At 36.2% G+C, this 23,587-nt stretch carries 18 protein-coding genes; 8 read left to right on the top strand and 10 right to left on the bottom strand.

From position 1 onward, the window contains the following. Positions 1 to 138 precede the first annotated feature (138 nt). Positions 139 to 2,505 carry an accessory Sec system translocase SecA2 gene (secA2, locus tag EGX95_RS03425; RefSeq protein WP_000935184.1) on the top strand — a complete coding sequence of 789 codons (2,367 nt, stop codon included), beginning with the start codon at positions 139 to 141 and terminating at the stop codon, positions 2,503 to 2,505. 14 nt (positions 2,506 to 2,519) lie between these two features. Further along, complete coding sequence (locus EGX95_RS03420) at positions 2,520 to 3,401, top strand: accessory Sec system S-layer assembly protein (protein ID WP_000948199.1); 882 nt, start codon at positions 2,520 to 2,522, stop codon at positions 3,399 to 3,401. Between the two features lie 101 nt (positions 3,402 to 3,502). Here EGX95_RS03420 and EGX95_RS03415 read toward each other — a convergent pair whose 3' ends face one another. Continuing rightward, the gene (locus EGX95_RS03415) at positions 3,503 to 3,874 is read right to left on the bottom strand and encodes a hypothetical protein (protein WP_000278023.1); all 372 of its coding nucleotides are present in this window, start codon (positions 3,872 to 3,874) and stop codon (positions 3,503 to 3,505) included. A 196-nt stretch (positions 3,875 to 4,070) separates the two neighbouring features. Beyond that, on the bottom strand, positions 4,071 to 5,549 hold the full coding sequence (locus EGX95_RS03410; RefSeq protein WP_000486688.1) for a SulP family inorganic anion transporter: 1,479 nt from the start codon (positions 5,547 to 5,549) through the stop codon (positions 4,071 to 4,073). A 187-nt stretch (positions 5,550 to 5,736) separates the two neighbouring features. Here EGX95_RS03410 and EGX95_RS03405 point away from each other — a divergent pair, with 187 nt between their 5' ends. After that, positions 5,737 to 6,201, top strand: coding sequence for a hypothetical protein (locus EGX95_RS03405; RefSeq protein ID WP_000955012.1), 465 nt, complete (start codon positions 5,737 to 5,739; stop codon positions 6,199 to 6,201). An 88-nt stretch (positions 6,202 to 6,289) separates the two neighbouring features. On the opposite strand, the gene EGX95_RS03400 is transcribed toward EGX95_RS03405, so the two are convergent. The 3 genes from EGX95_RS03400 to EGX95_RS03390 form a co-directional block, all read right to left on the bottom strand. Continuing rightward, positions 6,290 to 8,902: a Cna B-type domain-containing protein gene (locus EGX95_RS03400; protein WP_123805449.1), complete on the bottom strand. Its 2,613-nt coding sequence runs from the start codon at positions 8,900 to 8,902 to the stop codon at positions 6,290 to 6,292. 613 nt (positions 8,903 to 9,515) lie between these two features. Continuing rightward, entirely contained in the window at positions 9,516 to 11,072 is a 1,557-nt protein-coding gene (locus tag EGX95_RS03395) for a fatty acid--CoA ligase (protein WP_000281994.1), read from the bottom strand. A 309-nt stretch (positions 11,073 to 11,381) separates the two neighbouring features. After that, on the bottom strand, positions 11,382 to 12,872 hold the full coding sequence (locus EGX95_RS03390) for a coproporphyrinogen III oxidase (protein ID WP_002027104.1): 1,491 nt from the start codon (positions 12,870 to 12,872) through the stop codon (positions 11,382 to 11,384). A 257-nt stretch (positions 12,873 to 13,129) separates the two neighbouring features. Here EGX95_RS03390 and EGX95_RS03385 point away from each other — a divergent pair, with 257 nt between their 5' ends. Then, positions 13,130 to 14,866, top strand: a complete 1,737-nt coding sequence (locus EGX95_RS03385; protein ID WP_000726517.1) for an S-layer homology domain-containing protein — start codon at positions 13,130 to 13,132, stop codon at positions 14,864 to 14,866. Positions 14,867 to 14,902: 36 nt separating this feature from the next. Here EGX95_RS03385 and EGX95_RS03380 read toward each other — a convergent pair whose 3' ends face one another. Further along, positions 14,903 to 15,775, bottom strand: coding sequence for a Cof-type HAD-IIB family hydrolase (locus EGX95_RS03380; RefSeq protein WP_000640406.1), 873 nt, complete (start codon positions 15,773 to 15,775; stop codon positions 14,903 to 14,905). Between the two features lie 134 nt (positions 15,776 to 15,909). On the opposite strand from EGX95_RS03380, the gene EGX95_RS03375 reads away from it, so the two are divergent. Beyond that, entirely contained in the window at positions 15,910 to 16,527 is a 618-nt protein-coding gene (locus EGX95_RS03375) for a DNA-3-methyladenine glycosylase (protein ID WP_001148815.1), read from the top strand. Between the two features lie 62 nt (positions 16,528 to 16,589). On the opposite strand, the gene alsD is transcribed toward EGX95_RS03375, so the two are convergent. Further along, a complete protein-coding gene (alsD, locus tag EGX95_RS03370) occupies positions 16,590 to 17,348 on the bottom strand; it encodes an alpha-acetolactate decarboxylase (RefSeq protein WP_000215015.1) in 759 nt (252 codons plus the stop codon). Positions 17,349 to 17,364: 16 nt separating this feature from the next. Further along, positions 17,365 to 19,053: an acetolactate synthase AlsS gene (alsS, locus tag EGX95_RS03365; protein WP_000103498.1), complete on the bottom strand. Its 1,689-nt coding sequence runs from the start codon at positions 19,051 to 19,053 to the stop codon at positions 17,365 to 17,367. Positions 19,054 to 19,455: 402 nt separating this feature from the next. Between alsS and EGX95_RS03360 the strand changes: the two genes are divergently transcribed. Together EGX95_RS03360 and EGX95_RS03355 are read left to right on the top strand one after the other, a co-directional pair. After that, positions 19,456 to 20,016, top strand: a complete 561-nt coding sequence (locus EGX95_RS03360) for a DUF1700 domain-containing protein (RefSeq protein WP_001042992.1) — start codon at positions 19,456 to 19,458, stop codon at positions 20,014 to 20,016. A gap of 21 nt (positions 20,017 to 20,037) precedes the next feature. Beyond that, complete coding sequence (locus EGX95_RS03355; RefSeq protein WP_000760974.1) at positions 20,038 to 20,643, top strand: NDxxF motif lipoprotein; 606 nt, start codon at positions 20,038 to 20,040, stop codon at positions 20,641 to 20,643. Positions 20,644 to 20,758: 115 nt separating this feature from the next. Here the strand turns inward: EGX95_RS03355 and EGX95_RS03350 are convergent, their stop codons facing one another. Together EGX95_RS03350 and EGX95_RS03345 are read right to left on the bottom strand one after the other, a co-directional pair. Continuing rightward, positions 20,759 to 21,115, bottom strand: a complete 357-nt coding sequence (locus EGX95_RS03350) for a YlbF/YmcA family competence regulator (protein WP_000164606.1) — start codon at positions 21,113 to 21,115, stop codon at positions 20,759 to 20,761. Positions 21,116 to 21,256: 141 nt separating this feature from the next. Further along, a complete protein-coding gene (locus EGX95_RS03345; RefSeq protein ID WP_001992996.1) occupies positions 21,257 to 22,393 on the bottom strand; it encodes a DUF445 domain-containing protein in 1,137 nt (378 codons plus the stop codon). Positions 22,394 to 22,527: 134 nt separating this feature from the next. Between EGX95_RS03345 and EGX95_RS03340 the strand changes: the two genes are divergently transcribed. Then, positions 22,528 to 23,580, top strand: a complete 1,053-nt coding sequence (locus tag EGX95_RS03340) for a YheC/YheD family protein (protein WP_000242717.1) — start codon at positions 22,528 to 22,530, stop codon at positions 23,578 to 23,580. The last annotated feature ends 7 nt before the right edge of the window (positions 23,581 to 23,587 follow it).

The following is a 23,587-nucleotide window of genomic DNA, read 5'->3' as shown; positions in this document are numbered from 1 at the left end:
TCTTTCTATGTTTTAAATATAGTATGTACACTAACGCCTTATTTATATCCAGTTATTTCTTCAATTTACTACTTCTACTTATTCGGGATAAACATGTGCTATAATGTAGCTATTGTCAGTAAGAGGAGTGTTTACAACATGCTGAATTCGGTAAAAAAGCTGTTAGGAGATTCTCAGAAGAGAAAACTAAAAAAGTATGAACAACTTGTTCAAGAAATTAATAATCTGGAAGAAAAACTATCTGATTTATCTGATGAAGAATTGCGTCATAAAACAATCACATTTAAAAACATGCTTCGTGACGGAAAAACAGTGGATGATATAAAAGTTGAAGCGTTCGCTGTTGTACGTGAAGCAGCAAAACGTGTACTTGGATTACGTCACTACGATGTACAGTTAATTGGTGGCCTTGTACTATTAGAAGGTAATATTGCAGAGATGCCAACTGGTGAAGGAAAAACATTAGTTTCTTCTCTTCCAACATACGTACGTGCTCTTGAAGGAAAAGGCGTTCACGTTATTACTGTAAACGACTATTTAGCAAAACGAGATAAAGAATTAATTGGCCAAGTTCATGAATTTCTAGGTTTAAAGGTTGGATTAAATATTCCTCAAATCGATCCTGCCGAAAAGAAACTTGCTTACGAAGCTGATATTACATACGGTATTGGAACAGAATTTGGCTTTGACTATCTACGTGATAATATGGCTGCTTCAAAAGATGAGCAGGTGCAACGTCCTTATCATTTTGCTATTATCGATGAGATTGATAGCGTTTTAATTGATGAAGCGAAGACGCCTCTTATTATCGCCGGTAAAAAATCAAGCAGCTCTGATTTACACTATTTATGTGCAAAAGTTATTAAATCATTCCAAGATACTCTTCATTACACATACGATGCAGAAACGAAATCTGCTAGTTTTACAGAAGACGGTATTACAAAAATAGAAGATTTATTTGATATCGATAACCTATATGATTTAGAGCATCAAACTTTATATCATTATATGATTCAAGCATTACGAGCTCATGTCGCTTTCCAATGTGATGTTGACTATATTGTACACGATGAAAAAATTCTACTTGTAGATATTTTCACGGGCCGCGTTATGGATGGTCGCTCTTTAAGTGACGGTTTACACCAAGCTCTTGAAGCAAAAGAAGGCTTAGAAATCACTGAAGAAAATCAAACACAAGCATCCATTACAATTCAAAACTTCTTCCGTATGTATCCAGCACTATCTGGTATGACAGGTACAGCAAAAACGGAAGAAAAAGAATTTAACCGTGTATATAACATGGAAGTTATGCCGATTCCGACAAATCGTCCAATCATTCGTGAAGACAAAAAAGACGTCGTATACGTAACAGCCGATGCAAAATATAAAGCTGTACGTGAAGATGTTCTAAAGCACAATAAACAAGGACGCCCGATTTTAATTGGGACAATGTCTATTTTACAATCAGAAACCGTTGCCCGTTACTTAGATGAAGCAAATATTACATATCAATTATTAAATGCAAAAAGCGCAGAACAAGAAGCTGATTTAATCGCAACTGCTGGACAAAAAGGTCAAATTACAATTGCGACGAATATGGCCGGACGAGGTACTGATATTTTACTAGGTGAGGGTGTTCACGAACTTGGTGGATTACATGTAATCGGGACAGAACGCCATGAATCGCGACGCGTTGACAATCAGCTAAAAGGTCGTGCTGGTCGCCAAGGTGACCCAGGTAGCTCTCAATTCTTCCTTTCTTTAGAAGATGAAATGCTAAAACGTTTCGCACAAGAAGAAGTCGAGAAATTAATGAAATCACTGAAAACAGATGAAACAGGACTTATTCTAACTTCTAAAGTCCATGATTTTGTAAACCGTACACAATTAATTTGTGAAGGTAGCCATTTCTCCATGCGTGAGTACAATTTAAAGTTAGACGATGTAATAAATGACCAACGTAACGTTATTTATAAATTACGTAATAACTTATTACAAGAAGATACAAATATGATTGAAATTATTATTCCAATGATTGATCATGCTGTAGAAGCCATTTCTAAGCAATATCTTGTAGAAGGTATGCTTCCAGAAGAATGGGATTTTGCTAGTTTAACAGCAAGTCTAAACGAAATTTTATCAGTAGAAAATATGCCATCATTATCAGCAAATAATGTACATTCACCGGAAGATTTACAATCCGTTTTGAAAGAAACATTATCTCTTTATAAAGAGCGCGTAAATGAGCTAGATAGCCATACTGATTTACAACAGTCGCTACGATATGTTGCCCTTCATTTCCTAGATCAAAACTGGGTCAATCACTTAGATGCAATGACTCACTTAAAAGAAGGCATCGGACTAAGACAATATCAACAAGAAGACCCTACTCGTCTTTATCAAAAAGAAGCTTTAGATATCTTTTTATACACATATGGTAATTTCGAAAAAGAAATGTGCCGCTATGTTGCAAGACATTTAGGTGTTCCTGAAAACGTACAATAACGAGGTGAAAGATTATGTTATCATTCCTAAAAAAAGCGAAGAAAAACGGAAAAGATACGACTGTCTCTAGTAATCAACTATTCGGACAAGAAAGCACAAATACTGAAAATAAAACTGTAAAACCAACGCTTTACTTCCACCCTAGCTGGGGTGCAGTAGGACAAGAACAAAAATACATTTATCAATTTTTACATAAAGAACTACCACGTTTAGAAGAATATCAAATTTCTTTATCTGGAATTGAGATTGAAAAGCGTGATAACGGTTATGACGTAGCTGTATTTATTCGCAGCACTGTTCCGAAACCAATTTCTTTCGAAGAAGTTACATTAATTCTTCTAAATAAAGAGAAAAAATTATGCGCACGAAAAACATTCAACCTTTCTGCATTAGGAGATATTCCTGCAAATGTAAATATGCCGTTTATCTTTACATTTGAGCAAGAAACAATTACAGATGCTGAATTATCGCAAACGGATTGGGAATTAGCGTTCGAACTTGAAAGTAAGCATGTATTAGATTTAGATCCATCTTGGGAAGCTCAGTTACCTGAAGCAAGCAAAGAAGCTTTACGTAATTTCGTAGACAATTTAACACCTCCAAATGATGGTGAAATTAACTTCCTAGGTCTGCAAGCTGCACGAAAAGAAAACGGCGATTTACATACAACGCTTCTTATTCGTAACGGTTGTAAAGACAACATTCAACTAGAGCAACTTCCTCTTCATATTGAAGATGCCACAGGTGCAGTTGTTGTTAAAGGCGCTTTCACATTACCGAACCTTGAAATTAAAGCGAACACTACAAAACCGTGGTCATTTGTCTTCCCTGCTTCATCTATATTAAAAGAAGATATGGACCTATCTTCTTGGAAGGCACTTGTACCACAAGACTAATCATAGAGAAGCTCGCCTCTCTTACTTTTTTTCATACAAAAAGCCTGCTCAAAAAGATGGTCATCACACCTCTTTGGACAGGCTTTTTCTTTATGTAAAATTTATTTCGTTACGAATAAACGTTCAATATGATATTCAGCTTCTAATTTGCACATTTCATCTGCATGCTTTACTTTATTTCTTTTTAATTGCTCCACTTGTTCTTCGCTCGGTTTTTCATTAATAAGCTCGTTAATTTTTTCATTTACTTTCATTGCTAACGCTTGATGGAAATCTGGATGTCCTTTCAACTCGTCATCTACTTTATTGATCCAAGTTGATTTTGTGTATAAATACTGTTTCCACTGTTCAACAAATTGTTGCATATCAAACTTTTCTTCGTTCCATTCAATTTCTTTCATATACTTCTCAAAAGAAACAACAATTGAGCGTGTAATCCCAATCTTCACTCCGTGTGGTAACTGTTTGTACATCAATTATTCCCTCCAGCTTAAAGCTCTTCCTTCTGAAAAAAAAGGAATCTCAAAATTCATATACATTACTATAATATCACATACCTAATCTAGAATGTTACTATACTGCTAAGAGGAATAAATGTCAACAGACGCATAACATCTTGATATACAAATGTTACAAACAACAAAAACACCCTTATATAAGGGTGTTTCTTCATATAGTTTCCGTTTTTACAAATAGTAATTTATCTTTCTGCTCATTACTCGCCATCACTACTAACGTCTTTTTAATATGAGCAGGTACTTGCTCTAACGTTACACTCAATCCTGACTTATCCGACTGCTCAATGAAATTCAATAACGCCATAGCTCCTGATACATCCATATAGCGTGCATCTTTCATACGTAAAACAACCGGAGATTTTACGTCTTGTAAAGCATAAAAAACACGATCCACTGTTAAAAACGAAAGTGGTCCCTTAATTTTATATGTTGCTTCCTTTTCTTTTACAATAGAAACTTTACGTTCTTTACATTTCACCATGTATATAATGAATGAAAGAATAATACCGAACGCAACCGCGATCATTAAATCAAACTTCACTGTGACAATCATCGTTACGAGCATAACAACGACATCACCTTTTGGCGCTACATGCATTTTCTTCATGCTCTCCCAATCAAACATGCCAATACCAGTTAAAATTAAAATACCTGATAATACAGCAAGTGGAATGTATTGTACGACTGATCCAAGTCCCATAATGAAAATAAATAATATAACACTATGCATACTTGCTGAAAACGCCGTTTTACCGCCACTTCTTATATTAACGATAGATCGTACAGTCGCACCTGCCCCTGCTAATCCGCCAAACAATCCGCTCATCATATTACCGATACCTTGTCCGACAAGTTCTTTATTACTTTTATGACGTGTCCCCGTCACGTTATCCATTACGACCGATGTTAACAACGAGTCAATCGATCCTAATAAAGCAATACTAAGCGCTGGTAAAACAAGTTCTGCTACGCCTGTTCCACTTAAAGATGGAATATGAAGCGTTGGCATCGCTTCTGGAATCGTCCCAATCTTTTCAATCACCTTATTTAATGACAAATTTCCGATAACCGGTAACCTCACTGTAAGCCCTTCTAACGCAGAAGAAAATAAAGGAAGCATAGCTGTCACACCTACTAATGCGACTAAACTAGATGGGATTGCCTTAATCCACTTTCCGGAAACAATCATGACAATAATCGTTAATACGACGAGTAGAAAACTATTTTGCACATGTTTCATTTCACCTAAAATAATAATTAATGCGATACCGTTCATAAATCCTGAAACGACAGGATACGGAATGTAACGAACGTACGAGCCAAGCTTACATACACCGAATAAAATTTGAAATAGTCCCGCCATCATAAATGCTATAAAACTCGCCTCTAATCCGTGCGTCGCAATAACCCCTGTTGCGATAACCGTAATCGGTCCAGTTGGGCCTGTAACCTGCCCAGGTGTACCACCAAATAACGCCGCAAATAAGCCTGCAAAAATTGCACCATACAATCCAACTAGTGCTCCCTCAGACGTTCCCGTTGCTGCAATACCAAATGCAATGGCAAGTGGCAACGCAACAATTGCAACAGTAAAACCAGCTAAACATTCCTTTGCTATTTTTTGAAACATATAATAACCACCTTTGTATAAAGTCCATTTTCCATTGTACACCTAAATAGATACATTCGTTAGTCCACTTTTTACAGTATCGTGACGTAAACGCATTCAATTACAAGTACCTATCGCATCTTTGGAAACCATTGTAACTGTGCTATAATAGATAAATTAAATCTTTTATTATATATTTGGAGGCACTATGCTAACTTTTGAAGAAAAATTATCGATCATTGAATCTTTCCCAGAATTAGAAAGAAAAAACGTATCATTAAAACGTGTGAACTTTCACTTTGAAGAAAGTCGTTTAGATAAAAAGAACGTTGTATATCATTTACATCCAAATGGAAACGGATTTGTATATGCAAGTGGTATTAAAGGTTACAAAACGGATGATAAAGGCATGGTTAACATCCGCGAATTTTCAGCAGATGAGTTACGTTCAGTAATTGAGCAATCAATTGAACTATTATCACAAGAAGAAATCGTAGTTCCTGCAGAACCTGCAAAAGAAGAAGAATGGCAGAACGAAGACGGTCATATCCTTACTCTTATCTCAGAGGACGATATGTGGAACGTGTACGCTGGTGTAAATTTAGACGGTACATTCAACTCTTATCCAGAAGCTGCGGAATACCTTGATGAAGAAGGATTTTCACGTAAATAATATAAAAAGCGGAGACTTATCGTCTCCGCTTTTTTCTATACATTTGTTCCCAAACTAAAAACATAAAAAATTAATGCTCTCACATCCATTAATTTTTTTGGCGTCTAAACATGATCGCTCCCAAAATTAATGCGAACATACCTGCAAGAATGGAAGTAGATTCCGCTGCCGCTCCACCTGTTTGAGGAAGTAATTTTGATTGCTTATTACTTTCTTTACTAGATGATACTTCATTTTTATTTTGTACATCTTGTTTGTTTTCTGCTTCTACTTTACCTTGAATCTCTGGTTTGTTTGAAACTTTTGGCTGCTCTTTTACTTCTGACTTATTTGGTTCTTCTACTTTCTCTTCTTCTGGTTTCACATGAATTTCCGGCTTCTCCGTAACTTCTGGCTTCTCTAACTCTTTCGGCTCTTCTGTTACTTTCGGTTCTTCCGGTTTTTCTTCTTTGATTTCTTCTGTTGTTTCTTCTTCAACTTGTTCTTCTTCTGGTTTTACATGAATTTCCGGCTTCTCCGTAACTTCTGGTTTCTCTAGCTCTTTCGGCTCTTCTGTCACCTTTGGTTCTTCCGGTTTTTCTTCTTTAATTTCTTCTGTTGTTTCTTCTTCAACTTGCTCTTCTTCTGGTTTTACATGAATTTCCGGCTTCTCCGTAACTTCTGGTTTCTCTAGCTCTTTCGGCTCTTCTGTTACTTTCGGTTCTTCCGGTTTTTCTTCTTTGATTTCTTCTGTTGTTTCTTCTTCAACTTGTTCTTCTTCTGGTTTTACATGAATTTCCGGCTTCTCCGTAACTTCTGGTTTCTCTAGCTCTTTCGGCTCTTCTGTCACCTTTGGTTCTTCCGGTTTTTCTTCTTTAATTTCTTCTGTTGTTTCTTCTTCAACTTGCTCTTCTTCTGGTTTTACATGAATTTCCGGCTTCTCCGTAACTTCTGGTTTCTCTAGCTCTTTCGGCTCTTCTGTCACCTTTGGTTCTTCCGGTTTTTCTTCTTTAATTTCTTCTGTTGTTTCTTCTTCAACTTGCTCTTCTTCTGGTTTCACATGAATTTCCGGCTTCTCCGTAACTTCTGGCTTCTCTAGCTCTTTCGGCTCTTCTGTTACTTTCGGTTCTTCTGGGTTAGTTGGAGCTTCCAGTTCTTCTAACGATTCTTCTTTACCTTGTTCTTCTACTTCTGTTACTTCGTGGATTTTTATATTTGTAAGATCATATCCGTTAACTTTCGATTGATATCCTGATACTGGTTGTTCTTTCACTTCATACGTATGAGCTTTTCCTTCACTATCAACTGCTGGTAACTTTCCAAACTCATATTTCCAATCATTTTCTGCCGTAACTTCTTTCGTTGCAATGACTTTACCATTTTGCAGTAAATCTACTTTAATCGTTTTCGGGCGATCGTTTACTTTATCGCCTTCCCACGTTTTCGTTCCTGCAACAGATGTAGTTTTTAACTTATTTGGAACCATAAGTTTTATTCCATTTGTAGCATCCGTCTTAATTGTGAAAGGAATTTTCGCTTGTGAATCAAACTCTACATAGTTCGGAGCAGATATTTCTTGTACGTAATAATTACCTGGAGTAAGGTTTGGTGCTTCAACTATTCCGTCTCGATTTGTTGTATAGGAATCACCAATTTGCTGTCCTGACTCTGTAAACAATTTAAAAGAAACACCTGGAATAAACTTCTTCTCGTCTCCTTCAATATGTTTTACAATTTGCAGCGTTCCTTTCGCAGGTAAAACCCCTTCAGCCCCGCCGCCAAATGATATATTTTCAACCTTTACACTATTAGATTCAGAAATCGGTTTCTCATATAAAATTTGATAATCAAGCTTGTAGTCATTCTGTAGATGTTTCAACTTTTTCCCACTATCAGTAATCGTTGATGTATAGAAAATGGTAAACGACGTAGCGTTCGCCATATGTCTATAAATTACTACTTCAAATGAGTTATCACTAGTGAGCTTAATATATCCATAACCTCGGTCTTGAAATTGTTTAAGAGATAAATACTCTTTATTATTGATAGTAATAGTAAAACTATCTTTATTTAGCGTTTGTCCTTCTTGTAACGTATCTTTTAAAACGATGTTGTCATGTAAATATTGTTTCTTTAAATTTATATTTAAAAACCAACGCACTTCATTACTTTTGTCTGGCTGAATATCACCAGACTTATAGAAAAAGATCCCCGGTTCTGTACCCTCTCCTTTTGGATGCGTAATACTTACCATTTGTTTTTCTAAATCTGTCCCTAAATTCGTTTGTACATCTTTCGTCTTTCCGGCTTCAACATTCGTACCTTGAACAGTGAAATTAAAGTTCCCTCTAATATTTTCAAGCTTTTCTACCGTATCATTAAATGTACAAACTACATTATTTGCATTAATCTGGCACGTACCAAAAATACGACCCGAATCATCCTTTAATGGAATTGTGCCACTATAACCTTTTAATTCTGGCGGAAGTGCTAACGTTAATGTATCCCCAGACTTCATCTTCTTTCCAGGTTTTTCACTAAAGTCTACATGTATCGTGGTTTTTTCTCCATAATTTAATTTCGTCTTTTCAAATGCAAAACTATCAACAAATCCTGTCGTATTTAATTCTTGAGCATGCCCTATGATAGGCATAAAAATTTGTCCAATAAGAACAGTAAAAATAAAACAAATCACAGATATTCTTTTTAAATATGTACTCATAAAACCTCCAATATTAATTGTTAATCTTTTTTGCCGTGAGATCCATTCCACCCAAAATACCCCTTAAACTAAGGGGGTACGGACTAAAGATTATTTGCAGCATCAAACCATCGTTAGTTCTAAAACATAAAGTAATAAACAGCACAATTCATTAACTTATATTGCGTTCATTTCTACTTTTTTCGGGCAGCCAACAATAAATACTAGTCCCAATAAAAGTACATTACAAGACTGTTCATTTACATATTAATTTGTTACTATATTCATGCTACCAAAATATACTAAATGACCACTTTGTTCATCAGGTCATCTGATGACTGAATTTCTTTATCTTTTACCGATAATTCTCCTTCATAACTTCATTCCACTCTAACTAAATTTATTATTTCAACATCTATAAAACTCACCTAAGTAATTTACTAACCCCTTATTTAAAGCGCAATATAAAGCGTTTTTAATCAAAGTGCAATGCCATAAAAAGTATTTTAGTATAATAATAAAAGAGGATTTGACTAAAAGATAAATATCATTTTTTTAATCATTTTTCAAAAATAAAGCTACCTTTTCGTATTAGAAAAGGTAGCTTTATCTGTATAGACGACTGTTCTACTCCTTATTGTTTTGCGCCTTTCAACGACTCTCTCAGGACAAATTTTTGTAATTTTCCACTCGCATTACGAGGCAGTTCATCCATAAATAAATAATGACGCGGACGTTTATAATCCGCTAATTCATCACTTTCTTTACAATACGTTTCTAAATCAGCCTCTGTAATATGTTCATCTTTCTTTACAACAACTGCTACAACACGTTCTCCCCATAATTCATCTGGCTCACCGAGCACAGCAACATCTAATATACCAGGATGACTATGAAGGAAATCTTCAATTTCACGCGGATAAATATTAACGCCGCCACTAATCACCATATCATCCACGCGATCTGCGACGAATAAATAGCCGTCTTTATCGAAGTAACCTAAATCACCAGAGTGATACCACCCTTTATACATCGATTTTGCATTTGCCTCTTCTCGGTTATGATAACCAGCCATCATAGTTGGACCGCGCAAAATAATCTCTCCTACTTCATAAGGAGGCAATATATCATTTGGCTCTGCCGGTGCATCTTCATTCGGTTTCACAATTCGAATTTCGTGACTAAAACACGGTGTTCCTGCTGAACCTGCTTTCGTAATTTGATCCTCTTCTACGAGAAATGCAACAACAGGTCCCATTTCTGTCATTCCATAAATTTGTACAAGATCAATATAAAGACGTTCTTTACATTCCTTCACTAACGCTGGAGCCATCGCTGCTCCGCCGTATATACCAATCTTCATCGAAGTTAAATCGTACTTCGTTAAATCTTTTTGCAACAGCATATTCCACATCGTCGGTGCTGCAAAAAACGTCGTAATCTTCTCTTCTTGAATTGTATGTAATACTGTTTCTGTGTCAAAATGATGTAAAATAACATTCTTTCCACCAACTTGAATACGCGGTATAATTCCAGCATTCAACTCACCGCAATGATATAACGGTGCTACAACAAGCCCAACACTATCTCGATTATATTTTAGGAAATACGTACAAATCATACTATGCTCAGCCATTTCGCGATGACGATGTAATACACCTTTCGGATGACCTGTCGTACCGCTTGTATACAGCATAGAACAATAATCCATTTCACCAATTTCAATATCTACTTTTTCGGAAGATGCTTCATTTACTTTTTCATGGTAGGAGCTAGCATAAGAAGGTGTATCATCTTCTACATACCAAAAAGACGAATTTGGAAAATCTCGTTCAATGATAGCGACAGTTGGCTCAACTGCTTTTTCAAAAACAACTACTTTCGAGGATGCATCCTGGAGAATATAAGATACTTCTTTTGCTTTTAAGCGGAAATTAATTGGGTTAAAGATTGCACCAATTTTCGCACAGGCTAAGTAAACGTTTACAAATTCACGGCAGTTATATAAGTAAACAGATACAGTATCTCCCTTTCTTACCCCTTCTTCTAATAGAGCGTGCGCCGTTTTATTTATTTGCTCATCCCACTGTTTATACGTCCAGCGAATATTTTTTTCCGGCTCCACTAACGCCTCTTTATTCGGATACTTACCAACAGATAAATCGAAAATTCTCCCTATCGTCATGTACATGCCAACAATTTCCCCCTTTTCTCTTTCATAAATCTATCATTTCGTCCATAAGTAGACATTGTCCTTTAATGATTTAACTAATTTTTCTGATTATTATCGACATCATTTTACAAACAGCGCCGTTTGGCGGTCATTGAAATTATATCGGCGATTTTCCGGATATATCGAACGTAACTTGAAATATATCGGCGATTTTTCAAATATATCGACCACAACTCAATTTATATCAGCGATTTTTCGAATATATCAACTTACCGACAAAAACTGACAATATAAAAAAAGGGGTTCCGATTTGGAACACCCTTCATCTTATGCAAATAACTCTTCTAAAATTTTCAGTTTGTCTTCTGTATATTTTACGAAGCCATCGTTATATGATTTTGGATCTTTCGGATTCGCAAAGTGCGTAATTGCTCCCGTTTTCGGATGAACAAATTTACTTGATGCACCACAACCAAGTCCGATAATTGATTGTACTTCTTCCATAATGACAATGTTGTAAATACTTTCTTGCGTCGGCATTGCATAACCAACGTTCTCTAAGTTACCTAAAATATTCTTTTGACGATATAGGTAATATGGTACGTAATTATGCTTTTTCGTCCACTCTTCTGCTTCGTGCATCATCGCTGTAATTTCTTCGCGACCTGCTACTTTATATTTACGTTTGTTTTGCGTCATTTCAGAAGCACGTTTGAATGATAAGGTATGAACTGTTAATGACTCTGGCATTAACTTTTCTGTTTCATCTAACGTGTGCTTGAAAATATCTAACCCTTCACCAGGAAGACCAATAATTAAATCCATATTAATATTGTTCATTCCCATTTCACGAGCTAAATGATACTTCTCAATTGTTTCTTCTACAGTATGATGACGTCCAATTGCTTTTAATGTTTCTTGGTGGTATGACTGCGGATTAATACTAATACGGTCAATGTTCCATTTATTTAACACTTCTAGCTTCGCTGGCGTAATTGTATCTGGGCGACCTGCCTCAACTGTTACTTCACGCACATTTTTTACATCTGGGAACGCTTCATACATTTCTTCATACAGCATATCCATCTCTTCTGCTGTAATACTTGTCGGTGTACCGCCGCCGTAATAAATCGTCGTAACTTTTACACCTTTTTCTTTTAAAAACTTACCAATTTCACGAACTTCATAATGTAAACCACCTAAGAATGAATCAACAGAGCCTTGGCGTCCGTTAATTGCATACGCCGGGAATGTACAATATGCACATTTTGTTGGGCAGAATGGAATACCGATATAAATACTTACTTCCTCTTTCAAACGATATAAATCCGGAACTACCGCTAATTGACAATCAACGATACGTTGAAGAAGTTCAATTTTCTCTTCATGAATTAAATAACTTTCACGAAGTTCTTGGTGTGCTTCTTCTTTTGACATACCATTTTGAAGCATTTTATGAAGAAGTTTCGTTGGACGAACTCCAGTTAAAATACCCCAGCTTTGTTCAATACCAGTTAACTGCTGAAGAACAGAAAGATATACATAAGAAACAACGTGCTTCACTTGCTTCATACGCTCTTTTTCATCTGTAAAAGCAGATAAATCTTTTGCGAATGTTTCTTCATACACATTTCCAGTCGCAACATCTGTTAAACGAGCTGATGCTTTCACATTCTCTTCAATGTGTATATCAACGATAAGATTTGCTTCCTCTTGTTCAAATCCAATCGTACTATCTTCAAAAAATAAGCCGCCAATATTTTGTAGCGGACGTAAAAAACGATCATCTTGTAACGTTTTAATTGAAATTAACAACATTATCACCTTTTCATTTGCAAACTCTCTTTAGTTTACTTGAAGGGCGTTTGCAGGTCAATACAGAAGGTTTTACCTTATTTTCATATCCTATTTAAAACAAACTGAATATTGATTTTTAACGAACTTTCTCTAGCTGTATAGACATTAGAATATACTCTTGTTACAATCTAGAACGTATTAGTACTTGCTACTAATTTAAATACATATAAAGGAGGACTCTTAACACGCACGAAAGACTATCACGTGTTAAAACAACTATGAAAAAAAAGTTTTACAACATTTTAGCATTATCTTTGGCATTACAAACATTTGTAGCGCCTACCCATTCATTCGCAGAAAGTATAGAAAAAACTGCGGAATTGTCTATGGATGAACAAGCTTTAAAAAGCATTGAAGAACATGCAAAACAGCATAGACATGACGAAGAAAACGACCTTGAAATCTCGGGTGAATATCTTCTCCACTTATCAACAAAACTTCCACTATACAATTCAAATGACTTAAAAACGAAAACAAATATTGAAATTGCTGAACCAGTAGTAAAAGCAACGAAGAAAAAAGGGAATGCATATTACATACAAACTACGTTTGGTGCTGGCTGGGTTAATAAGGAAAGTAATAGTTTAGAAGTACAAGAGATTCATACACTCTCGAATCAAAAACTAATCGTAACAGAAGAAGCATCAGTATATTCCTTCCCTTTCCAATCGTTTAAAGAAGAAACGAAATTACAGCCACAAACAGTAACTCCTACTGAACAAGCTGGGAATTGGTTTAACATTCAAATGAACGGAACTGAGAAATGGATTTATGCTCCTTCAGCTACATTCGACGGTACGAAAGCATCATTATTTGAAAAAACAGGTGCTATCGAAAAGAGAAGCGCAACTTTCTTCAAAACACCATCTAATTTACCTACAAATAACGTTTATGGTGTTACTTTTAAAGAAATGATTGTTCCAAAAGGAAATGAAAATATTCGCCCTGGCTACGCAATGGAACCGAAATACATTACAATTCATGAAACTGCTAATACAAGTAAAGGTGCGAACGCTTTAAATCATGCGAAGTACTTAGATAATCAAGCTCGCGGAAATACTGATCGTTCAGCGTCTTGGCATTTTACAGTAGATGACAAAGAAATTTATCAACATCTTCCGCTAAATGAAGTTGGGTGGCATGCTGGAGATAAAACTGGAAACTATGAATCTATCGGAATTGAAATTGCTGTGAATAGTGATGGAAATTATACGAAAGCGGTAGAAAATGCCCGAAAATTAGCGGCTTACTTAATGAACGAATTAAATATCTCCCTAGATCACGTTCAAAAGCATCAATTTTGGAGCGGAAAAAACTGTCCTGCATTTATGATTCAACGCGGGCAATGGGATGCTTTCTTAAAGGGCACGAACGCTTACTATAATGAACATCGTAAAGAGGTTATTCCTCCAGAAGTCCCTCATGAAAAAGACGACATTACAGGTGGTTGGTATGAACAAGACATTCGTCAATTAGCTGCTAGAAAAATCATGTTCGGTGATGGAAATGGTTCTTACTGGCCAAACCGCCTCGTGACACGAGCTGAGTTTGCAAATTTAATGTCGAGAGCTTTAAAATTACCTACTGGAAACGCTAAATTTACAGACTTAAACGAAGCACACCCATCTTTAATAGATGGAATTAACCGCGCCGCTAGCGCAGGGATCATTAATGGTCGTGGGAATAATAAATTTGATCCCAATGCTACAATAACACGTGATGAAGCGGTTATTATGATTGACCGTGCACTAGAATATAAGTGGATTTATAGAAAAGAAGTGAAATTACCATTCACTGACCAACACTTAGCATACGATAAAAAAGCATTACAAAATGTTTACGCATACGGAATTGTAAAAGGTAACGAACGAAATGAATTCGTACCAAAAGGCACAGCAACACGCGCTGAAGCAGCCGCATTTTTAAATCGAATGCTTAAAGTTATTGAAGCTTAAACAAAGAAAAACGTAGCCAAAAGCTACGTTTTTCCTTTATCGTTTCGGTGTATTTTTATGATTCTTCAAAAACGGAAGCGGGAATTGCTTGCGGAAATGCTCTTTAATCATATACTCTACGCCGTTCTCACTATTTGAACGTGTAATCCAGTCGGCCGCTTGTTTTACTTCTACAGGTGCATTCCCCATCGCTACCCCGAGACCCACATTTTCAATAACCTCTAAATCTTCCATGCTATCTCCAATGGCAACCATTTCGTTTAGCGAAATATTTAAATGCTCTCCAAGCAATTGTAATCCACGTAATTTTGATACATTTTGTGGCAAAATTTCTATTCGTTTTGAATCACACTCAACATACTCTAAATCTTGAAACGCTTTTCTTAATGTATTGAGCCCTCGTTCTTTTTCACCTTTCGTTTGGAAAAGAACATCAATTTTTGGCGCCGCTACCGGATGATCACGAAGCGCATCACCTAATGAATCTACAAATTGAACTGGATAAAATAACGGATCTGCACTCGATAACACAGTACGTGCAATTAAGTTTGGTGTATTTCTTTCGCGATTTCCGATTGAAAACCGTTCATGAGAGATGCGGACGTTACAATCAAAATGCTCTAATACTTGCACAATATTAAATGTCTTCTCTTCCGATAACCTTCTTTGAACGTACGGCTTATCTAACGTTGCTGAAATGAAAGCACCACCGTGTGTCACTAATATCGAATCTAATTTTAACGCCTTTGCTACTTTATGAGCGGACTGAAAATTACGGCTCGTAAATAATGTAACGTATACGTCTTTTCTTTTCACAAATTCAATTGTTTCTCTTAATCCTTTTGCAATTTTTCCGTTGTTGTATAGTAGTGTCCCATCTATGTTAAGAGCTAGTAAGCGATAAATCATGTCGCACTCCCCCTCTTCGCTGTTGTACTCTATCCATAATTTATGAAATAAATGTAGCAAATAGAACGAGTTAGAATTTCTACTGAAAATTTGGTTTACTATATACATATACACTCAGTAAAGGAGATAGTACAATGCAGGCACCTCCTTCCTTTTATGAAGGCGATACGTTAGAAGTCGCAAAGAAATTACTCGGACAAAAACTTGTTCATATTGTAAACGGAATAAAGCGAAGCGGAATCATTGTTGAAGTAGAGGCATATAAAGGTCCCGATGATAAGGCCGCACATAGTTATGGCGGCAGACGGACTGATCGCACAGAAGTCATGTTTGGTGCACCGGGACATGCTTACGTATATTTAATTTACGGTATGTATCATTGTTTTAACGTCATTACAGCACCAGTTGGTACCCCGCAAGGAGTGCTCATTCGAGCCCTTGAGCCAGTAGATGGAATAGAAGAAATAAAACTAGCGCGCTACAACAAAACGGACATTACAAAAGCGCAATATAAAAACTTAACGAACGGACCTGGCAAACTATGCCGTGCTCTCGGAATTACGTTAGAAGAACGAGGCGTATCATTGCAAAGTGACACATTACATATTGAACTCGTCCGAGAAGAAGAACACATATCATCACAATATAAAATAACAGCAGGACCTCGAATTAACATTGACTACGCAGAAGAAGCTATACATTATCCTTGGCGTTTTTATTATGAAGGGCATCCGTTTGTTTCAAAGAAATAAACGATTCAACAAAAACTATTCAAAAAAGAAGACTGTTCCAAAATGGAACAGTCTCTCCCTTTTTACTCCGCACCTTCCGCAGTCGCAATATTATCCTCTAAGTTTTCTCTTGATAATTCAGCCGCCATAAAGTCAGCTGTTTCTGGAAGTGCTAAATGCATATGAGCTTTTTGACAAATTTGGATCGTACAGTTTTCAACAACATAGTCGAAAACATGTCCGCCCCCGCTTCTTTCATCATCAATGTAATGTAAATGGAATCCAGCTACACCAATACCTTGCGCATAATCTGGTGTCCAAAATCCAGCAAGCGTACCTTCTGTATTTTCAAATGAGAAGATTGGTTGTGATTTCGTCACTTCAACGAGTGGTGTATACGGTTTTTCTTGTCTTGGAACCGTTCTTGTTCTTACTTCGCGGAACGTACCGTCCATTCGAATACCGTAAAATAAGTTTTTACTCGGCATTAATTCATGTAATAATGCTTCTACTTCTTCACGTTTCATCGGACGTTCTACCTTATAACTCATTTCTTTTTCAAAAAACGTTACAGTCGCAAATGGCGTTGTTTCTTCTGGCTCTACTTTTTCTGCTGAACCGTCTGAACGTAAATGATAAAATTCGTTATCAAACGCAATCATTTCACCATCTAACTGATCAAATGTGCCGATACCGAAATCACCATGTTTTTTCAAATCTTCAAAGCTAATCACACCATCATATATACCATCTAATAGCGCAAGCATTGTAGATGTTTGATATACTTCATTACTCGTTTTCGTTTTTTTTGCATCAATATCAATTAATTGCGCAACCGTCATCTCAAATCTGCCTCCATTAGTTTAATTGATTTGGTAATAATTTTTCGCTTAATTTAATGTTGTCACGGTAATCGATTGGAATATCAATAATGACAGGGCCGTCTGCTGCTAATGCTTCTTTTAATACCCCTTCTAATTCATCAGGCGTGTTAACACGAAGACCTGTCGCACCGAAACTTTCCGCATATTTCACAAGATCAACATCGCCAAACTCTGTAGCCGATGTTCTACCGTATTTCATCATTTGTTGGAATGCAACCATATCATATGTGCCGTCTCTCCAAACAAGATGGACGATTGGAGAATTTAAGCGTACCGCCGTTTCTAACTCCATCGCTGAGAATAAGAAACCACCGTCACCTGATACGGAAACTACTTTCTTACCTGGTTCTACTAAAGTAGCAGCAATTGCCCAAGGAAGTGCAACACCTAACGTTTGCATACCGTTACTAAATAATAATCTACGTGGTTCATAAGAACGGAAACATCTCGCCATCCAAATAGAATGGGAACCGATGTCACATGTAACGGTTGTATCGTCACTAATTAAAGAACGAAGTGTACGAATTACTTGAAGTGGATGCGTAACACCTTCTGAAGGACGATTTGGAACTTCTGCTTGTTCTGATAATTTCGCACGTAATCGTTCTAACACTGCTTCTGATTTCGTACTTAATACAAGTTTCGGTAATTTTTCTGCGATGCTATTTACTGTTAAGGCAATATCACCAATTAATTCACGCTCTGGTTGGTAATCATGATCAATATCTGCTTGATGGTCATCAAGATGAATAATCGTTCTGTCCCCAAGTTTATTCCAGAATTTCGGATCATACTCAATTGGGTCATAACCGATAGAAATAACAAGGTCCGCTTCTTCTAGTAAAATATCACCTGGTTGGTTACGGAATAATCCAACGCGGCCGAAGAAATGATCTTCTAATTCACGTGAAATCGCACCAGCTGCTTGATATGTTTCAACGACAGGAAGTTCTGTATCCGCAATTAATTCACGAACAGCTTTCGTCACTTCATTTGTGCTTGCTCTCATACCGAGTAAAATAACCGGCAATTTCGCTGCTTTTATTTTTTCTACTACGTATGTAATATCATGTGTGGGAGCGATTCCAAGCTGTGGCTTAGAAAGCGCACCGATAGACTCTACAGTCGTTTCCGCAGTCATAACGTCTTGCGGAAGACTTACTAAAGTAGCGCCTGGATTTGTGGAAGTCGCACTTCGAAATGCATTTGATATTGCTTCTGGCACATTATCAGGATGCTCTACTTCTACGCTATATTTTGTGATTGGTTCGAATAGTGCAGCATTATCCATAGATTGGTGCGTACGTTTTAATCGATCTGTACGTGGAACTGCACCAGCTAAAGCAACAACGGGATCACTCTCCGCATTCGCAGTAACAAGACCTGTCGCTAAATTTGATGTCCCTGGTCCTGAAGTTACAAGACATACGCCCGGTTTTCCTGTTAATCTACCAATCGCAGCTGCCATAAATGCCGCATTTTGTTCATGACGACAAACAATTAACTCTGGTCCTCTTTCTTGCAGTACATCAAATACAGAGTCAATCTTCGCTCCTGGAATACCGAAAACATGTGTAACACCTTGTTTAATTAAACAATCAACAACAAGATCTGCTCCTTTTGTTTTTGTCTTCACGTCGTTTGCTTTTACACCTGTACTCAAACTAACCATTCCTTTGTTTCATAATTTGTGTAATAAAGATTTTAAACTTCACCTAGTTAATTAACGTGGTGAAGTATTATTTATCATTATATTACAAATACATTATTTTTCCAACAATATGAATTTGACAGTTTTTTGACACCGATTAACGAATGCGCTTACAACCCTTTATTTATCCTAAAATAATATTTTTATATTTTCTCGAAAAAATCTAAAAAACTTCCATCTCATCACGGTACCAAAATGTTTACAGTACCTTGCAAAGAACACTACTAAATGATATATTTGTAAATATTGGAACACCCATTAATTGGAATGATATTCGTAGTTAGTATATCTCCCTCTCAACAAAGAGCGGATTCTCAGCTATAATTCATTATTTTATAAAGGGAAGTGATCGCAATGAACAAAAGTGAGTTTTTAAGCCAACTTAGTTCCTCCCTACGGAATATACCTAATTCAGAAAAGGGGGATATTATTTCAGAATATGAAACTCATTTTATTAGTGGTAAACAAGATGGAAAATGTGAAGAAGAAATTGCTAGAAAACTAGGAAACCCTAAAACGATCGCGAAAGAACTGAATGTTTCCTATGCAATAAGCAATGCTGACAAGAAACGCAGCTTCAAAAATATGATAACTGCACTATTTTCTGTTATGAGCTTAAGTGTTTTAAACTTTGCCTTTATCTTTATCGCCTTTTTCGTACTACTCTTTTTATTACCGATTATTCTAGCACTTATCATTGCTACTCCAGTATTAATCATTTCACCTATTTTATTAATAGGGTTAGGATTTTTTAAAGGGTTTCATCAAATTAGTTACTCCGATGTTTATAATGTGTTTATCGCTTTTTGCGTCGGTTTACTCATATCCGTCATATCTTACCAAATGGTCAAACATATATACGCACTTTTAGTAAAGTATTTGAAATGGAATATTGCTATTTTACAAAGACACTAATGAATGTAAAAGGAGATTAAAATGAAGAAATATACTTTATATTCACTCATGCTACTTACTCTTTTATTTCTATCAGCTTGTTCAAACAGTGCACAACCTAAGGAAGAAAACGATGTACAATCTATTAAAGATGTTACGGTTAAAATTCCAGAAACGATATTCACTTCCTCAAAAAAGAATGAAACTATTAATGAAGATGAAATGAGAAAAAATATAAAAGATTATATAGATTATAGCTGGGAGTTATCTGAAAACATCATTCCACTTGCCTCAACAACTCCTGATAAGAATTTCACTGATTCCGATCGAAAAAAATTACAAAAACTAATCGATCTAGCGAAACAAAACGATATGAATTTCCATGAGTTTATTAGTAATAATAATTTACCTACTGATTATAAAAAACCTTCAAAAGAAATCTATGAATTTATGTCATCATCTACGGCTATTTTCGTAGAACTAGATCAAGAATTAAACAAACTCGCCCAAGATGGTAACTTATTCAAAGCCGATTTTTCTTTTACGAAGCACCTTGAGAAAGCTAATGGACGGAAGCAAAAAGAGATTGAAAAGTTTTTAAACGAAAAAAACATTAAAACTTCAATTAACAGCAATAAAAAGAATTAACGGATGTACTACATACCACTTTCAAAATAGCTATTTTGAAAGTGAGGTTTTGTGGTCTAACTATCAAATTCCCTAAACAAAAAAGACGCCCCTATCCGAGGGGCGTCTTCCACTATTACGCTTGTTGTTGCGCGCTATATAATTCTTCAAGTGGCTTCATGATAATTTTGTTAACGTCGCCGATTACAACATTTAAGCGTTGCTCAGTTTCCATTAACTTTGTAATTTTAGCATCTTGTTGAATGCGAACTACAACTTCTTGTGCTTGTTGGTTGTCTTCTTCAGTGATTTCTTGACCTTGCATCATTTTTTGTTGTAGGCTAAGTTGCATTGTACGGAACTCATCGAATAAGTTCTTTGAAGCTGCATCAGCTTGAACTGCTGCGTAGCTCTCTTTTAAAGTTTTGAAGTCATCGTTTTCAGCGATTGCTTTTTGTAATTCATATGCTACATCATGAATGTTTTTTGTCATTTTATTTTCCTCCTTTAGAAGGCTAGCGCTTATCATACGCACTGCCTTTTACGTGCATTTACATACGCACCTCTTCTTACCATATCAAACTATGCAAGAGATGTGAAGAAATTTCACTTTTATTTGTATGTACGTATTTTATTATTTCAGAAACAACAGTAATAAACCTTGCACAATTCCAATCATACCGCCTAATAAGGCACCTAAATACGTAATCATTTTTAGTTCATTTTTTGTAATGGACAGCACTAAATCTTCTAGTCTCTCCGTGGAAAATGTGGACACTTCTTGCTGCACAATTTCAGCCAAGTGGAGATTATTTAGTATACTCGCTACGTTTTCTGCTCCCCACTTCAAGCCTTTCGTTACTACGCCTGGGACTACCTTTTCCATAATTGTTTCTCGAACTGGCTCACATACTTGCTGCACAGATTGATTTAAAAATTTACTTACTGTTTCCTCCACTTTAACTGCAGACAATATGGAGCTTACAATCATTTCTTTTTCTACAAACGTTTCTACTTCTTTTACATCTCTTCCTTTTAACTTTTCCAACTCTTTTTGCAGTACTTCAGTTAAAAGCTGCTTTGTGCCATCTTGCCCTAAAAACTTGATAACCTCAGGCTGAACACGATCCACTACACTTACATTCCCTAAAAACATTCCGACTAAGTTAAGCAATGTCCCCCTAGAAGCAAAGAAATCATCAATCATTTTTGAAAGACGTGCTTTACCTTCTTCACTCTCAAAAAACTGAGTTGCTCGCCCTAAAATAAATGCCGAAACATTTGGAATCGCATTCTCTATTTTCTCATGAACAGAATGAGGTAAAGCTTGTTCCCATGTATATGTATAGTACTCTTCTAAAAATGCCTGAATCTTTTCTGTAATCACCTGTTCGATTTTCTCAGTTGCTTCTTTTTCTACATGCGCTACGTCCCATTTTTCTAACATGTGTCGCAGTGACTGTTCATTCGTAATTACTTTATCCACTTCTACTTGTGCCCAGTGGATTAAACCTTTTTGAAACTCTTCATTTGTTAACTTCTTGCCGATTCCTTCTGGCGTTAACAAATGTTCTACAACCATTTTCCCTAATTGAACAGCAAGCTCATCGCGGCGCTTCGGAATTAATCCTGGTGTAAATGGCACTTGAAACTTCCCAATATATATAGGGCGATGAGGACGAAATAACATTTTTATCGCTAAATGATTTGTAAATCCTCCAATAATTGCTCCGAGCCCTGTCGTCGTTAACATACTTAACCATATATTCATTACAATCAACCTTTCGCTTCTCCAAAACTATAGCATATCATCATACGGACAAAAGTATAATGGTATAAAAACGTATTTGCAATATATAGCTTCGCCTATTATGCCAACATTTTGTTAGTAAAGGAGTGATTTCGTTGGTTCTCGGTATTTTAACTTCTCACCCTCATTATGAGCAAACGTATTACACCGAAATCGCTAAACGCGCTCGGCTTTATCATAATGTCGTTGCCCAGTTTACGCCATTTGGTATTGATCCTAAAACAGATCTTGTTTCTGGTCTGATTTATGATACGGATACAGGAAAATGGAAAGAGCAAATATTCCCTATTCCTTCTTATATATATGATCGTTCTTCTTTTAACGAGGAAACAGACGTCGAAAAAGCAAAGTCAATTATTCGCTCATTACACAATCGTCCTTCCACTACCTTTTTAAATAACACACTCATTGACTTAAGCAAACTACATGATGTATTTCTCACGAATAAAAAATTATCTCCTTATATACCAAAATTTGAAATAGCAACGATACACAACGTTTTCAAACTGTTATTAAAAACAAAAGATATTATTATACGTCCTACTAACGCACATTCCAATGAAAGTTTGTACCGGGTCGTTTATAAAAATAAAACGTTTCATGTTGATACGATAAATGATGCCTACCATACTTCTACTCCAATTAAACGGACTGATGAATTTATATCTTGGTACAAATCTCATATACGATCAGCACGTTACATCACGCATACAATGCTGCAACCTCCAAATCAATTAACATACCCACTCCATATTCGAACCATTTTACAAAAAAATAAAGAACAGAAGTGGAACGTTATCGGTCAGTTTATACAAAAAAGTTCATTTCCGAATCAACTTTTACTTTCGGTAACCGACGATTCCTCTCTGCATGCATTTTCAAAAATTAAATACGTACTATCTAATACCGGTGTACAATTGTTACAAGACGCTTTACAAGACATTATAAATGAAGTGTTTCAAACGCTAGATGCATCTTATTCTTCATTATTCGAGCTAGAGCTTTCCACTATTATGGATCAAAAAGGGGCAATTTGGCTTATGTATGTCAACACGATTCCCCCTTACGAACATTACATTCGCCATAGTGATTCATTAGCCGAAAAAATATATCATGGACCATTACAATTTAGTCGCTTTACACCATAAAGAAAGG

This window comes from Bacillus sp. FDAARGOS_527 (assembly GCF_003812125.1).
Classification (GTDB): Bacteria; Bacillota; Bacilli; order Bacillales; family Bacillaceae_G; genus Bacillus_A; species Bacillus_A paranthracis.
The sequence above is the reverse complement of the archived record's forward strand: the minus strand, read 5'-3'. Positions and strand labels throughout refer to the sequence as shown.